Annotated in this window: 12 protein-coding genes and 1 pseudogene; 7 read left to right on the top strand and 6 right to left on the bottom strand. The window is 67.7% G+C overall.

Annotated features, from left to right (window positions below; genetic code table 11):
- Positions 1-160: 160 nt before the first annotated feature.
- A complete protein-coding gene (locus tag DKM19_RS26820; RefSeq protein WP_110699232.1) occupies positions 161-1,945 on the bottom strand; it encodes a serine/threonine-protein kinase in 1,785 nt (594 codons plus the stop codon).
- Between the two features lie 308 nt (positions 1,946-2,253).
- Here DKM19_RS26820 and DKM19_RS26825 point away from each other — a divergent pair, with 308 nt between their 5' ends.
- The 3 genes from DKM19_RS26825 to DKM19_RS26835 all read left to right on the top strand — a co-directional run bounded on the left by DKM19_RS26825 (position 2,254) and on the right by DKM19_RS26835 (position 5,314).
- Positions 2,254-3,018 (top strand): alpha/beta fold hydrolase, encoded by a 765-nt coding sequence (locus tag DKM19_RS26825; protein ID WP_110699234.1) that lies wholly within the window; start codon positions 2,254-2,256, stop codon positions 3,016-3,018.
- A 329-nt stretch (positions 3,019-3,347) separates the two neighbouring features.
- On the top strand, positions 3,348-4,214 hold the full coding sequence (locus tag DKM19_RS26830) for an alpha/beta fold hydrolase (RefSeq protein ID WP_110699236.1): 867 nt from the start codon (positions 3,348-3,350) through the stop codon (positions 4,212-4,214).
- A gap of 116 nt (positions 4,215-4,330) precedes the next feature.
- A complete protein-coding gene (locus DKM19_RS26835) occupies positions 4,331-5,314 on the top strand; it encodes a GlxA family transcriptional regulator (RefSeq protein WP_110699238.1) in 984 nt (327 codons plus the stop codon).
- A 159-nt stretch (positions 5,315-5,473) separates the two neighbouring features.
- Here the strand turns inward: DKM19_RS26835 and DKM19_RS26840 are convergent, their stop codons facing one another.
- The 3 genes from DKM19_RS26840 to DKM19_RS26850 all read right to left on the bottom strand — a co-directional run bounded on the left by DKM19_RS26840 (position 5,474) and on the right by DKM19_RS26850 (position 10,341).
- Positions 5,474-9,022: a phosphodiester glycosidase family protein gene (locus DKM19_RS26840; protein ID WP_162641792.1), complete on the bottom strand. Its 3,549-nt coding sequence runs from the start codon at positions 9,020-9,022 to the stop codon at positions 5,474-5,476.
- 334 nt (positions 9,023-9,356) lie between these two features.
- A complete protein-coding gene (locus tag DKM19_RS49800) occupies positions 9,357-9,578 on the bottom strand; it encodes a hypothetical protein (RefSeq protein WP_162641793.1) in 222 nt (73 codons plus the stop codon).
- Positions 9,579-9,585: 7 nt separating this feature from the next.
- Entirely contained in the window at positions 9,586-10,341 is a 756-nt protein-coding gene (locus DKM19_RS26850) for an MBL fold metallo-hydrolase (RefSeq protein ID WP_110699244.1), read from the bottom strand.
- Between the two features lie 50 nt (positions 10,342-10,391).
- Here DKM19_RS26850 and DKM19_RS26855 point away from each other — a divergent pair, with 50 nt between their 5' ends.
- From DKM19_RS26855 to DKM19_RS26870, 4 genes and pseudogenes are all read left to right on the top strand, one after another.
- Positions 10,392-10,769 carry a hypothetical protein gene (locus DKM19_RS26855; RefSeq protein ID WP_110699246.1) on the top strand — a complete coding sequence of 126 codons (378 nt, stop codon included), beginning with the start codon at positions 10,392-10,394 and terminating at the stop codon, positions 10,767-10,769.
- Positions 10,770-10,849: 80 nt separating this feature from the next.
- Positions 10,850-11,563, top strand: a pseudogene (locus DKM19_RS52000) (transposase); the annotation flags it as partial.
- 284 nt (positions 11,564-11,847) lie between these two features.
- Positions 11,848-12,429: a hypothetical protein gene (locus tag DKM19_RS26865; RefSeq protein ID WP_162641794.1), complete on the top strand. Its 582-nt coding sequence runs from the start codon at positions 11,848-11,850 to the stop codon at positions 12,427-12,429.
- Between the two features lie 212 nt (positions 12,430-12,641).
- Complete coding sequence (locus tag DKM19_RS26870) at positions 12,642-13,823, top strand: amidohydrolase family protein (protein WP_110699250.1); 1,182 nt, start codon at positions 12,642-12,644, stop codon at positions 13,821-13,823.
- Between the two features lie 56 nt (positions 13,824-13,879).
- Here DKM19_RS26870 and DKM19_RS26875 read toward each other — a convergent pair whose 3' ends face one another.
- On the bottom strand, positions 13,880-14,476 hold the full coding sequence (locus DKM19_RS26875) for a hypothetical protein (RefSeq protein ID WP_110699252.1): 597 nt from the start codon (positions 14,474-14,476) through the stop codon (positions 13,880-13,882).
- A complete protein-coding gene (locus DKM19_RS26880) occupies positions 14,473-14,988 on the bottom strand; it encodes a hypothetical protein (protein WP_110699254.1) in 516 nt (171 codons plus the stop codon). The genes DKM19_RS26875 and DKM19_RS26880 overlap by 4 nt, the downstream gene beginning before the upstream one ends.
- Between the last annotated feature and the right edge of the window lie 194 nt (positions 14,989-15,182).

The following is a 15,182-nucleotide window of genomic DNA, read 5'->3' on the forward strand; positions in this document are numbered from 1 at the left end:
ATACCGCGGAATCTCCGGGGACGGCCGGCATGGGCCGGCAAGCGGGCGCTTCCACGATCTGGAGGATCCTGCACGATGCCGGCGTCGATCCCGCCCCGTGACGGAGGCCGGGTTACGGGCACCCACAGGTCGTACGTCTGCGAGACGTCTTCCGCCGTCGCTATTTCCATCCGGTGCAGTACGTCTTGCCCGATCGGCTGGAACAGAGATCCCACTGCACGTCTTTCACGGGACCGCCGATGGACCACTCGAAGTCCGCGTGCTCCCCGTTCGAGACCTCGGCCCATGGATCACGCTCGGCGTAGTGAACCTTCCAGACGCCGCCCACGTTCTTCCGGTAGGCGATCCGCAGCCAGGAACGGGACTCGTACTGCTTGGTGTCCTGCGCGCTGCCACTCGCGGTGGCTGTCGTCCCATTCCAGGAAACGGATCCGCGAGCCCATGCGTAGTTGGTGCTGATGTTCAAGGAGTGTCCGCCGGAAGGCGGCGGCTGTGGAGCTTCGCTCGAAGCTTCCGGCTGCCGCGGCGAGTCCGACGCCGTGAGTGGCTTGTCCGTAGGCTGCGTGGTCATCGCCTTGCGCGTCGGCTTCGGCCGCCGCGACGGGGCCGACGAGGAAGACGACGTCCGCGGAGCTTGGTGCGTCGATTCCGGCCGCCGCGACGGGGCCGATCCCGTGGACGAGGACCCGCCCTTGGCCGGCTCGGACGCATCGGCGGACGCCGGCGCCGGTGCCGATGTGGTTGGCTCCGGCGCGGGAGGGGCGGTGGTGTTCGAAGCCATCGCAACCGGCGTCGAAATCAATCCGCCGACCACGATGTGATCCTTACGGGACTGTACGACCGCGAACACGATGCCGATGACAAGGACCGGTACGGTGACCGCCGAAGCGACGATCACCCCCCTGCCTCGGCCACGCGGCCGGACCGGGTCCGTCGGCGCCGAGGCGGCACCCGGACCGGGAACGTGGCTCGGCGGCGAAACCCGGCCGCCCGTGGTGCCAGGGTCGAGGCCAGGCTCCCCCGGTCCCGTGCCATGCGATGCCGGGCCGACGGCGTGGGGGTTGGGAGATCGCCGGTGATCGCCGGTTGCATCGGCGGGCCGGGCGTCCGCGGAGACCTGAGGGTTGTGCCGCGGTCGGAGGTGCCTGGTGGTGAGCCTGGCCAACAGCTCCTGGGGCGTAGGGCGGGCATCGGGGTCCTTGGCCAGGCAGGAAAGCACCAGGGACTGTAAAGGATCAGGGACGCCCGTAAGATCGGGATCACGGGTCATGATGGCGTGCATCACGGCGGGCGGGGTGACTCCGGGGTACGGGACCTGACCGGTGGCGGCGAACACCATGGTGGAGGCCCAGCTGAACACGTCGGAGGCCGGGGCGGCGACCTGTCCTTGGAACTGTTCAGGGGCCATGTAGGCGGGAGTGCCCACTATCCCGGAGCGAATGGTGACCTGGTCCAGCAGCCGGGCGATGCCGAAGTCGATGACCACCGGGCCTTCCGGCCCCATGATCACGTTGGCGGGTTTGAGATCGCGGTGGATGATCCCGGCCCGGTGGATCGCCTCCAGAGCGGTCAGCGTGGCGACCGCCAAGCGCTCCAGGCCGCTGCCGGTCCGCGGCCCCTCGCTTTTCACCAGCTCCTGGAGCGAGGGTCCGGGAATGTACTCGCTGACGATGTAGGGACGCTGTCGAAAAGTGCCCACGTCGAGGACGTTGGCGGTGCAGAAGGTGGCCACGAGACCGGCGATGTCCGTCTCCCGGGCGAACCGCCGGAGCTCGTCGGCGTCGGCGGCCATCCGGGCGTGCAGCACCTTGATGGCCACCGGTACTCCGGAGGGTGAGTGACCCAGGTAGACCGTGCCCTGCCCGCCCTCTCCCAGCACACCGGCAAGGCGGTAGGGCCCGATCCGCTCAGGTCCCTCGGGCTCCAGCGGGCTCGGACTGGACAATCGCCGACCCTTTCAACGACCAGCAGGATAATTCAGGCACTCCGCGGAAACCTCGTTGACAGAAGAGGCCCCCCGAGAACGGTGAAAGAGCGTCTGTCTCTCGCATGGCAAAGGTCCGCCCAACGAGAAACCGTCGCCACCCTACCGAACCGCGCAGCCTGAATGTGATCGCAATCCGCCCATTCGGCGGGTTCGTTGAGGTTCCGTTCGGCTTGATCGCAGAGCACGCTCCTCGTCCCCGATGACGGACGAGGACCGGCGGCGATATCGACATGCCACCGAATGTCATTGCGCCTAAGGTCTCCCAGATGATGCTTTCTCATGACGTGGCCGGCGATGGCCCGGTGCTGGTGCTGTTGCATTCCGGGGTGTGCGATCGGCGCATGTGGGATCCGCAGTGGGCGGCCCTGCTTGATGCCGGATACCGGGTGGTCCGCTGTGACTTCCGTGGGTTCGGCGAGTCTCCGGTGGCGGACCGCCCGTACGACGACGCCGAGGACGTCGCGGATCTGCTCGGGAGCCTCGGCGTCGAGCGGGCGGCGCTGGTGGGGTCCTCCTACGGCGGAAAGGTGGCCCTGGAGGTGGCCGCTCGCCGGCCGGACACGGTCACGGCCCTGGTGCTGCTCTGCTCCGCTCTACCCGGGCACGAGCCCGGCGACGTGCTGCGATCCTTCGCCGAACAGGAGGAGGCGTTGATCGAGGCCGGTGACATCGCGGGGGCCGTTGAGCTGAATGTGGAGACCTGGCTGGGCCCCGAGGCCGACGACGCGGCTCGAGAGCAGGTCCGCCGGATGCAGCGGCGCGCATTCGATGTGCAGTTGGCCGCAGCGGAGGAGTTCGCACCGGCCGAGGCGGAGGTGGATCTTTCGCTGATCACGGCCCCATGTCTGGCCCTGTCCGGCGGCCACGACCTGCCCGACTTCCGGGAGATCGCCGCCCGGCTGCCGAAACAGCTCGCCGACGCCCGTCATCGCGAACTGCCCTGGGCGGGTCACTTTCCCAACCTGGAACGGCCCGCCGAAGTGACGGACCTGCTGACCCGGTTTCTGCACGCAACGGTCCCGGCCCGCTGAGCACGATCGGCCTCACGCTGCGGGTGAAGCACAGCTCGACCTTGTTCTCTGGCCATCGCGACAGGGTCCGAGAAACGATCACGCGTAACCGGGGAAGCGGTCTTGACGTGGCCCCGCACCTGCCTGACCAGGCCTATCCGTGAATACCCCTGTCTCGACCTCGTGGTCAGGCCCGCGACGTGACCGGCGTGCCGTTCGGGTCAGCCTCTGACTGGAGCGGCCGTCCGTCTGACCGATCCTGCCCGCGATTGTCCCGGCCGGGGTCTTCCGGCGTTCAATCGGCATGTCGCGGATGTCGCGGCTGATGGAACGCCAGGAAGGTACGGCAGATGACCGAGTTCGTGACTCTCGACGGCGGGCGGATCGCCTGCGATGTGATCGGCGATGGCCCGTTGGTGGTGCTCTCGCATGGCATTGGTAGCGGGCGGCACGACTATCGCCATCTCGTACCGTTGCTGGCCGATGCGGGCTACCACGTGGTGAACGTGGACATGCGCGGGCACGGAGAGTCCAGCCTCGGCTGGCCGTCGGTGACCGGGAAGGCGGCCATCGGCCGCACCGATGTCGCCGGTGACCTGCTCGGGGTCATCCGGCACTTCGGCGGACCCGCGGTGATCGTCGGGCACTCGCTGTCCGGCGGCGCCGCCACCATCGCCGCGGCTCAGGCGCCGGAACTCGTCACCGCGATCGTGGAGATCAACCCGTTCACCAGGACCCAGCGACTGGACGTCGGCGCGCTGTTCACCGTCCGGCGGTATCGCCGCGGTCTGACGCGGCTGATGGGGACGCTGCTGTTGAAGTCCCCGAGGTTGTGGCGCGGCTACCTCGACATCGCCTATCCCGGCAAGCCGGACGAGTGCCGTCGTCACATCGACGGCCTGATGACGGCACTCCGGCAGCCCGGCCGATGGGAGGAGTTCATGAAGACCGGCAAAACCACTCCGGCCGACGCCGAGGCGCATCTGCCCGGAGTACGGTGTCCCGCGCTGGTGATCATGGGCTCCGAGGACCCGGACTTCCCTGACCCGGTGGCCGAAGGCGAGGCGATCGTCGCGGCCATGCCTCCCGGTATCGGCCGGGTCGCCGTCGTCGACGGCGGGCACTACCCGCACTCGCAGTTCGGCGATCAAGTCGCCGAACTGATCATTCCCTTCCTGCGGAATCATGCCGGCAAGCCGGTGCGGCAGGTTGGGTGATCGGCCCGGCCGACCGGTCTCGTGATTCACCGGGCGAGCCGTTCCGCCACGATCACACGCGTGCGACAGTCATGCCAAATTACGGCAAAGCCCTCAATAACAGCCAAGATAGGGACATGCCAGCGCTTCGCACCGTTGTCCTCGTGGTCTACGACGGCATTCAGCTGATCGAGCTGGCTGGTCCGATGGACATCTTCGGTGCGGCGAACACCGCGATCGGAACCACGGTCTACCGTCTGGTGACGGCGTCGCCACGTGCCGGCGCCGTCACCGTCGACAATGGCCTGACGGTGCAGGTCGAGCACTCGCTGCGGGAGATTGCGTCCGGCGACGACGAGATCGACACGATGATCGTGATCGGCGGCAACGGGGTCTTCGACCCGACGGTGTCCGCCGAGGTGGTCCGGGAGCTTCCGGCACTCGCTCGGCGGTCGCGCCGCGTGGCCTCGGTCTGCGCAGGATCGCTGCTCCTGGCCGCGGCCGGGCTACTCGACGGCTACCGTGCGACGACACATTGGTGGTCGACCCGGCTGCTCGCAGAGCGTTTCCCGCGTGTGCTCGTCGAACCGGACCGGATCTATGTGCACGACCGGAGCCGGTGGACCTCGGCGGGGGTGACCGCCGGCATCGATCTCGCGCTGGCCCTGGTCGAGGACGACCACGGCACCGAGGTTGCGCAGTTGATCGCCCGCTGGTTCGTCGTCTTCACCCGAAGGCCCGGGGGCCAGGCACAGTTCAGTACCCAACTGCGTGCGCAGCCCGCACGGACCCCGGCGATCCGGGCTGTGCAGCAATGGCTGCCCGACCATCTGGGAGAAGATCTGAGCGTGGCCGTGCTGGCACGGCGGGCGGGGATGAGTGAGCGGAGCTTCGCCCGTGCCTTCCGCGCCGAAACCGGCAGCGCCCCGGGCGCCTTCGTGGAGAGCCTGCGTGTCGAGGCGGCCCGCCGCCTGCTGGAGACGACGGACCTGACCGTCGGCGCCATCGCCAGGACGGTCGGCTACAAACACGGCGAGACACTGCACCGGGTCTTCGCCCGGCACCTGACCACCACCCCGGAGCGATACCGGCAACACTTCTCGACCGGCGCCTCGACCTGACCACCGCGGTCCGCCTCGGACATCCTTGGCATTCCGCTATGGACAAACGTGCGGACCGACGTGCAGCCGGGGTGGACGCGGTTGGCGTCCACCCCGGCGTTTCACGGTGTCGTACGGCCCGCTCGGGGGCTGACCTGAGCTACTCGCAGGGCCAGTCGCTCAGGATCCGTTCTTGACCTTGGCCGTGTCCGGACCGTCGCCCGCAGACGGCACGACCTGGATGGTCTTCGAGGTCGTGATCGGTGCGAGCGAACTGTCGTCGGTATAGGCACGCATCGAGTCATTGGTCACCGACACCGACACCGAACCGGCATTCAGCGCGGTGAGCGTCCGGGTCCGCGGATCGAAGATCGCGACCTTGCCCGCATCACGGGCCTTCTCCACGGCGTCCTTGCCACCGCCGATCGCCAGGGTGTCCGAACCGTCCCAATCGACCGACATCGGATAGCGCAACGGCACCACCCGCGTACCCGCCCCCACACCCTGCGGCTGCACGATACTGCCCGAAAGCTGCACCGCCTTACCCACCTCGACCGAGGCCGGAGCCTCCAGCGTGATGGACTGCGCGAACGCACGCACATTCGCCTCGATCCACTGCTCATCCGCGTTCTGCCGCGAATCGACCGACCAGTCGACCCACCCGGTGAAACCACCACGGTCCGGCGTACCGTACGGATCCTTACCCGACGACGGCAGCACCATGTACGGCACCCCCTCCACCCGGTGAACATTGGCGATCTGAGCGTGGGATCCGACCATCGCCGCACCCTTGCCGCTGACCTCACGGAAACCGGTCAGCATGCTCTCGATCAGCGCGACCTCGTCGCGGTCACCGAGCTGGCTGGACTTCGTCTCGGCCGGGTCATCCACCGGGTGATGGGCGAAGACCATCACGTTGTGCACCGAGGTGTCCTTCTCGGCGTCGGCGAGCGCCTGCTGCATCATCGGCAGCTGGTCCCACGCCGTGCCGCGCAGCGAGCCCAGGGAGCTGGCCAGCAAGATGAACCGGGTGCCCTTGTGATCGAAGGTCCGATACGGCCGGCCGAACTCGTTGGTGAAGTTCGTCAGGTCCGACTGGACATTGTTCAGACCGTAGGACTCGTGGTTGCCCGGCACGTAGTAACACGGGATCGTGCCGGTCTTCGCATCCGGCGTGCTGTTGGCCGCCGGCTCCTGACCGACCGCGATGAGGTCACAGCCGGCGTCGGTGAGCACCTGGCGGGCCAGCGCGAGGTCTTGGGGCAGGCCACGGTCGGTGATGTCACCGTTGAGCACCAGCAGGTCCGGCCTGGTGGCACGGATCCGCTTGATCGCCGCCGTCGCGACCTGGGTCAGCGCCGGGTTGTCGGCCGTGAACTGCACGTCCGACAGCGTGGCGAACTGCCAGGTCTTGTTGCTCTGCAGCAACGAGCCGTCCTCGGAGATCAGCGCATCGGGCTGCAGAGCGGGCTGAGCCGGCAGATCGATCGAGGTCGGGATGTCGGCCTCGACGCGGTCCAGGACGAAGGTGCCCGCCTTCTGCTGGGCGATGCTCGTGTTGATGCCCTGGATGCTATTGATCGCGATCGGGAACGCCGTGTTGGCCGGCAGCGTCCATGTCGCGTACTGCCAGTCGCTGCTCGCGGTCAGGGCGGTGCCGTAGATGCCGGTGCTCTTGCCGTTGGCGTCGTAGTAGAGCAGGTAGGTCAGGCCGTTCGGCACGCTGATGCTCGACTTGATCCGTACCCGCAGGCGCAGCGGCTGGCCGGGCACCGAGATGCGCTGGGCCGCCGACGCCGCCGAGATGCCCACGTTGCGCATCGCGTTGAAGTCGATCCGCAGCCCGTCGGGGTCGGCCGAGAGCGTCGTGGCCGCGGTGCTGTTGTTGCGCCAGCGGGCCAGCACGTCGTCGTCGAAGTCATACAGTGTCTGGGTCTGGACGCCGATCGTGATCGGGAGCTTCACCGACGTGCCGGCGACCGAGACGGTCAGGAGCGTGCTCGCGTTGACCAGTGGGGTGATCTTCAGTTTGCCGTCCGCGAACTGGATGTCGACGACGTTGTGGTCGTAGTCCAGGTCGAGGTCGCGCGGGTCGATCGGGGCCGTGTAGCCCTGGTCGTCGCGGCCGGTCACGGCGACGGTGGCCGCGGCGGCGGGCGTGGCGTCGGCGATCGACAGGCGCTGCGAGGACAGCTCCAGGCTGTCGAGCGGGTGCAGGACGGTGATCTGCTCGCGCCCGGCCTCCCGGCCCACGTGCGCTTCGACCTTGAGCACACCGTACGGCTTGGCGATCTTGGCCGGGGCCGTGACCGTGCCCTTCTCGACGGATGCTCCGGGCACGGCCCATCCGACGGACTTCGGATCGATCGTCACCGCCGTCTGGTGGTCGTCGATGCCCTGCGCGACGAGCGCGCGGCGCAGTCCCGGGAAGACCTTCAGGTCACCGTCGGCCGTGGCCGAACCCGGCGCGGGCTTGATGAGGACCTCGTGCGCCTTGCCGTCGCCCTTGGAGACGAACACGCCCACGCCGTTCGTGTTGCTGCGTTCCCCGCCGTCGGACGGGGTGTTGCGAATGGTCACCTGGTCCTCGCCGAGCGCGCGGGCGACCATCTCGCTCGAGCCGCCGCTGTCGAGGATGACCGCGGTCTGCACGCCCATCGCGACCATGCCACGGGCTACCTTGTCGACCGTGACACCGCCCTTGCCGGTGCCGCCCGGGCCGTTCCACTGGCCGAGCACGAGCGTGTGCCCGCCGTCCTTGAAGCCGAACGAGGTGCGCGGGGAGATCGCGGTGTTGTCCAGGCCGGCGCGGGGCTTGCCGTTGGAGACGACGATGCCCTCGCCGGTGCCGCCGTGGCCGAGCGCGAACTTCATGGTCCTGGCGACCGGATCGGCAAGCGCCCAGCTGAGCGTCACCGGGTCGCCGGGCTGCAGCGCGCGGATCGCGGTCGCCGCGGCGTCGCGTCCGACCAGGTAGAACCCGTCATCCGGGATCGTCCCCGAGCCCGCGGGGGCGTTCGGGGTGACCGAAACGACCTTGTTGTTCCGGACCAGCACCTCGGCGAGGTTCTGGTCCACGCCGATGAACGGGCGGTTGCGGCTGTAGGTGCCCCACGCGGACGTGAACGCGACCATGCCGTCCGCGGGTACCGGGTGGGGTTCGGGGTCCGCGGCGTTGACCGACAGGACCTTGTGGTCCGTGCCCGCGAAGTTCGCGGACGCGTTGACCGTGGCGTTCACGAGCTGGGCGATGCCGTCCTGGCTGACGCCGACGTGCGGGAGCACGTCGGCGGCTTCCGGGCCGCCGATGTTGGCGGTCTTGAGCAGTTGCCCGTTCTGGATCTCGATACCGTGCGCCGCGGTGGAGTTGCCCAGGTCGTAGAAGTCGCCGTTGACGCCCGCGACGGCGCCGGCCTTGTTGGCGGCCACGCTGAGCGGCCCGCCGGAAGCGACCGGTCCGGCGGTCAGCAGATCCGTACTGACCGCGCTGTTGGACAGATCAACGGTCAGGAACCGCGCGTTGTACCAGCCGTTCTGGTCGAGCGCCTGCACATGCTGCAGGTTGATCCCCGGACCGATCTTCTCGGTCGTGTTGGTCAAGGGAAGTCCGCCGGTGACCGGCGCGGGCTGACCCGCGTCCGCGTACGCGGCGGCCGGGAAGACGGCCAGCACGGTCGCTGCGGCGAGCGCCACCAGCAGTGGCCTCGCAGCCTGATGGTTCAAGACCATCGATCTCATATAAACCTCGGCTCAGGAGATGAGCGGAGGCAGTGACACCTCCGCTACACCCAATTGGATCAAGGGCGTATACCTGATCAAAACGGTCAATTCGGGCCTGCGGATGACGCCACTTCGAGCAGGTGGTGAACCCGGGCGGAATAGGCGGTCTCACCCACGGCGGCAGACTGCGGCTTATCCGCCGAGCGTTTCGACGATCTTGCCGTTGGCGCGTGCCCGCCGTCCTTCTATGCACTTGGCGTACGCGCGGAAGCGCATCGACGCCGTGCCCGGCCTCCTGGGCACCTCGGCCTTGGTCGGCAGGAAGGCCTCGGACAGGCTCGCGTCAGTGGTCCAGCAGGCGGTTGATCACCGAGCCACTACTCCGGCATGCCGTTTCGGGATGGTCATCGATCCGACCGATCCTGCTGACGCCGTTTCTGGCGACGTCCCCGGCCAGCCGGGTTACATCCTGGAAACGGCTATGGCAAGAGATCACGTGATAGATCCGCATCCTCGTCACGGCAAATGATGCGATCAGCCCGTCCTGCCGGGATACGTCAGTCACGATGCCGTCAACGGTAGCGGTCCAACTCCCACGGATCGTGAGCGCTGATGACCGAAACCTCATCGCCGTGGTCGCGGACGAGTTCGCGCAGCCGGGCCTGAGTGCCGAGCCGGAGGTCGCGGTGGACTTCCGAGCCGGTCTGCACGAAGTCGAGAAGGGGGTGCGGATGCGGATCTTTGTCGAGTTCCCGGTGGTAGTAGTAGGCGTCACCGCAGTGCAGGAGCCAGCGATCGCCTTCGCGCACGGCGACTCCGGTGTGGCCGGCGGTATGACCGCCGAGCGGGACCAGCCGTATCTCCGGCGGCAGGCCCTTCGGCTGAACGGAGGTGAATCCGAACCACTCCTCGCCCGGCTCGGCAGTGTAAGAAACCCACTTCGGGCCGTGTGCCCAGTGGGCCGGGCGGTAGCGGAAGCTGGGCGCCTCGGTGGTCGCCGCTTCGAGTTCGGCGGCAAGGACACGGACCTGGGCATCTGGAAAATCGGGCAGGCCACCGCAATGGTCTACGTCGAGGTGGGTCACGATGACGTGGCGTACATCGTCGGGCGAATATCCCAGCCGGGCGACCTGGCGAATGGCGGTCTCCTCCTCGGCCAGTACGGGCTGAGCCATCTCGACCCAGTCGGAGCCGAGGGTGCCGCCGGGGTCGCGGACGTCGTCGAGACCCAGGCCGGTCTCGACGAGGACCAGGCCGTCAGAGGCAGTCTGGCCTCGATGAGCTCTTCCGGCGCGCTGGTTCCAGTCATGGATCTGCCCTGCTTTGATTCCCTAGAGGGAATTGTCGCCATACCGCGGCAGATCACAGGATATGCGCCATGAACAACAACTATTCGGTGTCCATCGTCCGCCTGTACGCAGACAAAGACGGCGAGTCACACTTCAGTGATGAGAGCAGCCCCCTTGTCCTGGCCGAGTTCGCCCCGCCCGCTCCCGCCATCCTGGTCTCGCCTGCCGCTGCGGCAAAGCGGTCATTGTTCCTCGCCCTCCCGGACGAGTGGTCAGGCGCGGCGCATCCCGCACCTCACGGGCAGCTCATGGTGATGATGAGGGGCGCGATCGAAGTGACGGCCAGCGATGGCGAAAGCCGGACATTCGCGGCTGGTGACGTGATCCTGATTGAAGACACCACGGGCAAGGGGCACACGACCAGGAGCGCGGCCCCCGACGCACTCGCCGTGGTCATTCAGGCCTAGAAGACCAATGAAGATGCTGGGGGTCTAACTTCGCCGCAAATGATGGCGGGGTCAGACTGGGTGTTAGGCAAGGTCACTGGATTGTGGAGCTGGTCGGGCCGGATGTGTGGGTCACCTGCCGGGAGCTGATCCCGGCAGGCAGCGTGTTCGCGTTCCTGGCCGAGCACCGCGAGGAGTTGTTTCCCGGCGACATGTTCGCCGACATGTATCCCTCACTCAACGGGCGCCCGAGTATGCCGCCGCAGGTGCCGGCCGCGGCGGTGGTGTTGCAGACCCTGCAGGGGGTCTCAGACTTCGAGGCGGCTTGAGGAGTTGCGCTGTGACCTGCGGTGGAAGGCGGCCTGCGGGCTGGGCTTGCATGACAGCGCCTTCGATCCGTCACTGCTGACCTATTTTCGGCGCCGCCTGGCCCGCTCGGCCGATCCGAGACGGATCTTCAGCGCGGTCGGCGCGGTGGTCGCCGCGACCGGCGTGTTGACCGGACGGACGCGGCGAGCGCTGGACTCGGCGGTCCTCGATGACGCGGTGGCCATCCAAGACACCGTCACCCAGCTGATCGCCGCGATCCGCCGAGTGATCCGCGAGGTCCTCGGCGCCGCGCCGATCGCCGCCGCCCGGTGCACCGCCTGCGACTACACCGACCCGGCAAGCCGCGCATCGCCTGGAACGACGCCCCGGCCCGGACAGCGTTGGTGGATGCGCTGGTGAGCGACGCGATCGCTGTGCTGGCGAACTTGCCGGAGCAGGCACTCGGGGACAAGGCCGCCGACGCGGTCGGCCTGCCGGCCCTGGTCGAAATTCGGATCTTCAGGCAAGCTGCGGGCTTCGCGTCTACACGATGACACCGCGTAGGTTGAGCCCGGCCAGGTAGCCGCCCGAGGTCGTCGAAGCGAAAGGCCGGCCCCCGCCGCCCCTTGATGTGGCTGATGCAGCGCTCGGTAGGACCTCATCGTGGTGGACGGGAGGCCGCCGCGGGAGGTCCGCCTGTTGCGATGGGCCAGGCCACCTGTGGCCGAGACTGAGAGGCTCATCAGCATCTCTCAGTCTGATCACAGGCGGAGCCGTGGATCCTACGGCCATGACACAAACAACAGTTCCTCCGCCACCCCGCTGGGCGCGTGTCGCCGGAACGGTGGGCTGGGCGGCTCCCATTCTCGGATTCGTGCCGTTGCACATCCCCTGGATGCTCGGAATCCCGTTCCTGGCCAATGAGGCGAGCTTCGACGCCTGGTATCACGGCCGCGCTCACGGCACGGAAAGCTTCCCGGAGGACGGAATCCTGGGCATCCCCGCGGGTGCCGTGTACCTCGGGGTGCTGACGCTGCTCGCCGTCCTCGGCGGAATCCTGTCACTCGGTCTGATCAGCGGCTGGGGACTGGTCTATCCCCGGTGGATCCCCGTACTGGGCGGACGCCGGGTCCCACCATGGTTCCCGCTCACCCCGACCGTCCTGGGCTCGGCCCTGCTGGTGGGCTACTCGCTCACCCTGCCCGTGCAGATCCCTCGTGCCATCGCCGAGGCGAGTCCCGACGATCCGTTCACCCTGACGGGTGCGTTCGTCGGCCTGCCGGTCTTCCTCGCATGGATGATCGCGCTACCGGTCGCCGGCTGGTCGTACTACCGGCGCACCCGGCGGGTCACCACGACCGCCGCCGGCTGACCACCGGCGGCACCGCGGGGATGCCACCAGGGCAACGCGCTCCCCTTCCGTTTGACATGCGTCCCTCACCGGAGCTAGTTTTTTATCACTCACTAAAAAACGCGGGCACCGGCCGGCACCGCGAATCCGAAGGTCGTCAGAGGCCCCTGCCGTCTCCCCGGCGAAGTCTCTCGACGACGCGATGACACACCACTTCCGATGGGTATCCCTTGATGAGTTCCTTTGCCCTGCACGCCGGTTCGTTGTTCGACGGATTCACCGCCTCCGGTCCGGCCACGGTGTACGTCACCGGCGACCGCATCGTGCGTGTGGACCGCACGGGTGCACTGCCCGCCGACGGCAGCAGCGTCATCGACCTGGGCTCGCAGTCCTGCCTGCTGCCCGGCCTCATCGACAGCCACACCCACCTCGCCTTCGACGCCGGCCCGGACCCCGTGGCCTCGCTGGCCGCGACCGATGACACGGACCTGCTGACACACATGCGGGCCGCCGCCCGGTCCGCCCTGCATGCGGGCATCACCACCATTCGCGACCTCGGTGACCGCGACTACCTTTCGTTGACCCTTGTCGAAGAGCTGGCCCAGCACCCGGAGCAGGGCCCGGAGATCCTCACCTCCGGGCCCCCGCTGACGACGCGAGGCGGTCACTGCCACTTCTTCGGCGGTGAGGTCGAAGGCCCGGAGGCACTGCGAGCCGCCGTACGCGAACGCCACGGCCGCGGCTGCGCCGTCGTCAAGATCATGGTCAGTGGCGGCAACCTGACGCCCGGTTCGGTGCCGCCGCACGCCTCGCAGTACGGCTTTGAAGACCTGCGCGCGGTGGTGGACGAAGCACACCGGCTCGGGTTGCCGGTGGCCGCGCACGCCCACGGTCTCCAGGCCATCAACGACGCGCTCAGAGCGGGTGTCGACAGTTTGGAGCACGTCAGTTTCCTCACCCCCGACGGAGTGGGTTCCGACCCCGATCTACTCGACGCCATCGTGGAGAGCGGCAGTTTCGTCAGCCTGACGCTGGGCTGGGATCGCCGTATGGCGGTCGAACTCCCCAAGGCCATAGCCGCGCACATCGAGGAGATCCTCACGGTGTTCCGAGACCTGCACAAGCTCGGCGCCAAGGTCGTCATCGGTTCGGACGCAGGCATCGCCCCGGACAAGCCCCACAACGTCCTTCCCCACGGAGTCGGTGACCTGACCCGGCTGGGTGTCTCTCCCCTCGACGCGCTGATCTCGGTGACCAGCATGGCGGCCCGGTTGTGTCGTGTGGAGGGCCGCAAGGGACGAATCGCCGCCGGCGCCGATGCAGACCTCCTCGCCGTCAACGGCAACCCCTCCCAGGACCCCGCCGCTCTCCTGGATGTGCGGGCCGTTTTCCGGGCCGGTGTCCGCGTGCGATGACCACACGCATCGCGGCACCGCCCCGCCTCGCGTTCGATGGCCGGCCTTACGGCTGGTCAGATCGGGATGCGATACAGCGGCCGGGTGGCGTCGAGATACCGCTCATCGATGAGACGCCCCGAGATGCGACCCGCCAGGATGAGCCAGTTGTCCAGCCACAGTCCCAGACTGCCCACCGGACTGGCCGGACCTCCGGAGAATATGTCGACCAGGCCGGGGCGACTTCGCGTGAGGCCTTCGGTGTACGCGTGGAAGGGCCAACCGGGGTCGGCGATGTCGATCGGGCTCTGCCGCCCGTCCGTGCTCCCATCCGAATAGTACAGATCGTGCACACCCAAGCCATGGGGCTCCCACACCACCTGGACGAACTTGCGCCCGCCGGCGGCCAGCAGGTCGGTGCGCAGACGCGGCCCGGCGATGGTGATGGCGTGGCTCCAGCCGGGGGCGTGCTCACCGAGCCAGACGAGTTCCTTGAACGCGTACGGTTCGTACTGCCGCATCGCCTCGTCGAGCCCGCAGGGCACCGCCGTCGCCGGGTCGGAGCCCAGGATGCGGGCGATCTCGTCGGGATCGTCGCCCTCGATCCAGGTTCCGGCGAACATGTCATGGAACCCGCGCGCCGAGAGCAGGGGCCACTGCTCCTCGTACGTCATGAGGTCCTCGCTTCTACCGGGACCCGGCACAGGGTGCGTCGTCCGGCGAGCCAGTCCCGGTCGATGAACCGGCCGGTGATCCGCCCGACGGCGATCAGGTGGGGATCGAGGTCGTCCTCGTCGCCTTGGTCATCGTTGAGATCCAGGTCATCGAGCCCCTCCTCGCGGTAAATGCCGGCGATGCCGTAGAACTCGTCGATCTCCCTCACGTAGCAGAAGTCGAAGATCCTCCGCCCGGGCAGGCTCAGGTCGGATGCCGCACCGGCGAGCACCAGAGCGAACGTCCAGCCAGGCGCGTGCTCGCCCATCCAGAGGATGGGAGTACGCGCGTCCGTGCTGCTCCAGCGCAGCGCGGTGGCCAGGTCGCATTCGAGCGTCGCGGTGGGGTCGATCTTCAACTCGGCGGTGATCGCGGCGATGTCGTCACCTTCGATCCACGCGGCCTGGAAATCCCCCCGCAGCCCTGCGGCGGTCAGCAATCCCCACTGGCTCTCTTCAGGAAACAGTTCCACCCAGCACCTCAATCCAGAAAATGGTGGAAGGCATCGTATACCGATCAAGAAATGCGGGTGCGACGGAGCGCGAGGGGCTTTTCGGGCGCGGCCCATGAGATATTTCGATCGACCGTGGTTGGAGTTGCCGCAATTTCAAAAGAGCGACTTCCGGGAAGTGATGGAGCGAGAACTTCTGAATCGTGGGTGCCCAA

This window comes from Streptosporangium sp. 'caverna' (genome assembly GCF_003203775.1).
Taxonomy (GTDB): Bacteria; Actinomycetota; Actinomycetes; order Streptosporangiales; family Streptosporangiaceae; genus Streptosporangium; species Streptosporangium subroseum.

Bases quoted from the DNA above. Each gene is read 5' to 3' on its own strand.
- DKM19_RS26825 (WP_110699234.1), top strand. From the start codon at position 2,254: ATGATGCTTTCTCATGACGTGGCCGGCGATGGCCCGGTGCTGGTGCTG.
- DKM19_RS26865 (WP_162641794.1), top strand. From the start codon at position 11,848: ATGACACAAACAACAGTTCCTCCGCCACCCCGCTGGGCGCGTGTCGCC.
- DKM19_RS26875 (WP_110699252.1), bottom strand. From the start codon at position 14,476: ATGACGTACGAGGAGCAGTGGCCCCTGCTCTCGGCGCGCGGGTTCCAT.
- DKM19_RS26870 (WP_110699250.1), top strand. From the start codon at position 12,642: ATGAGTTCCTTTGCCCTGCACGCCGGTTCGTTGTTCGACGGATTCACC.
- DKM19_RS26840 (WP_162641792.1), bottom strand. From the start codon at position 9,022: ATGGTCTTGAACCATCAGGCTGCGAGGCCACTGCTGGTGGCGCTCGCC.
- DKM19_RS26855 (WP_110699246.1), top strand. From the start codon at position 10,392: ATGAACAACAACTATTCGGTGTCCATCGTCCGCCTGTACGCAGACAAA.
- DKM19_RS26835 (WP_110699238.1), top strand. From the start codon at position 4,331: ATGCCAGCGCTTCGCACCGTTGTCCTCGTGGTCTACGACGGCATTCAG.
- DKM19_RS26830 (WP_110699236.1), top strand. From the start codon at position 3,348: ATGACCGAGTTCGTGACTCTCGACGGCGGGCGGATCGCCTGCGATGTG.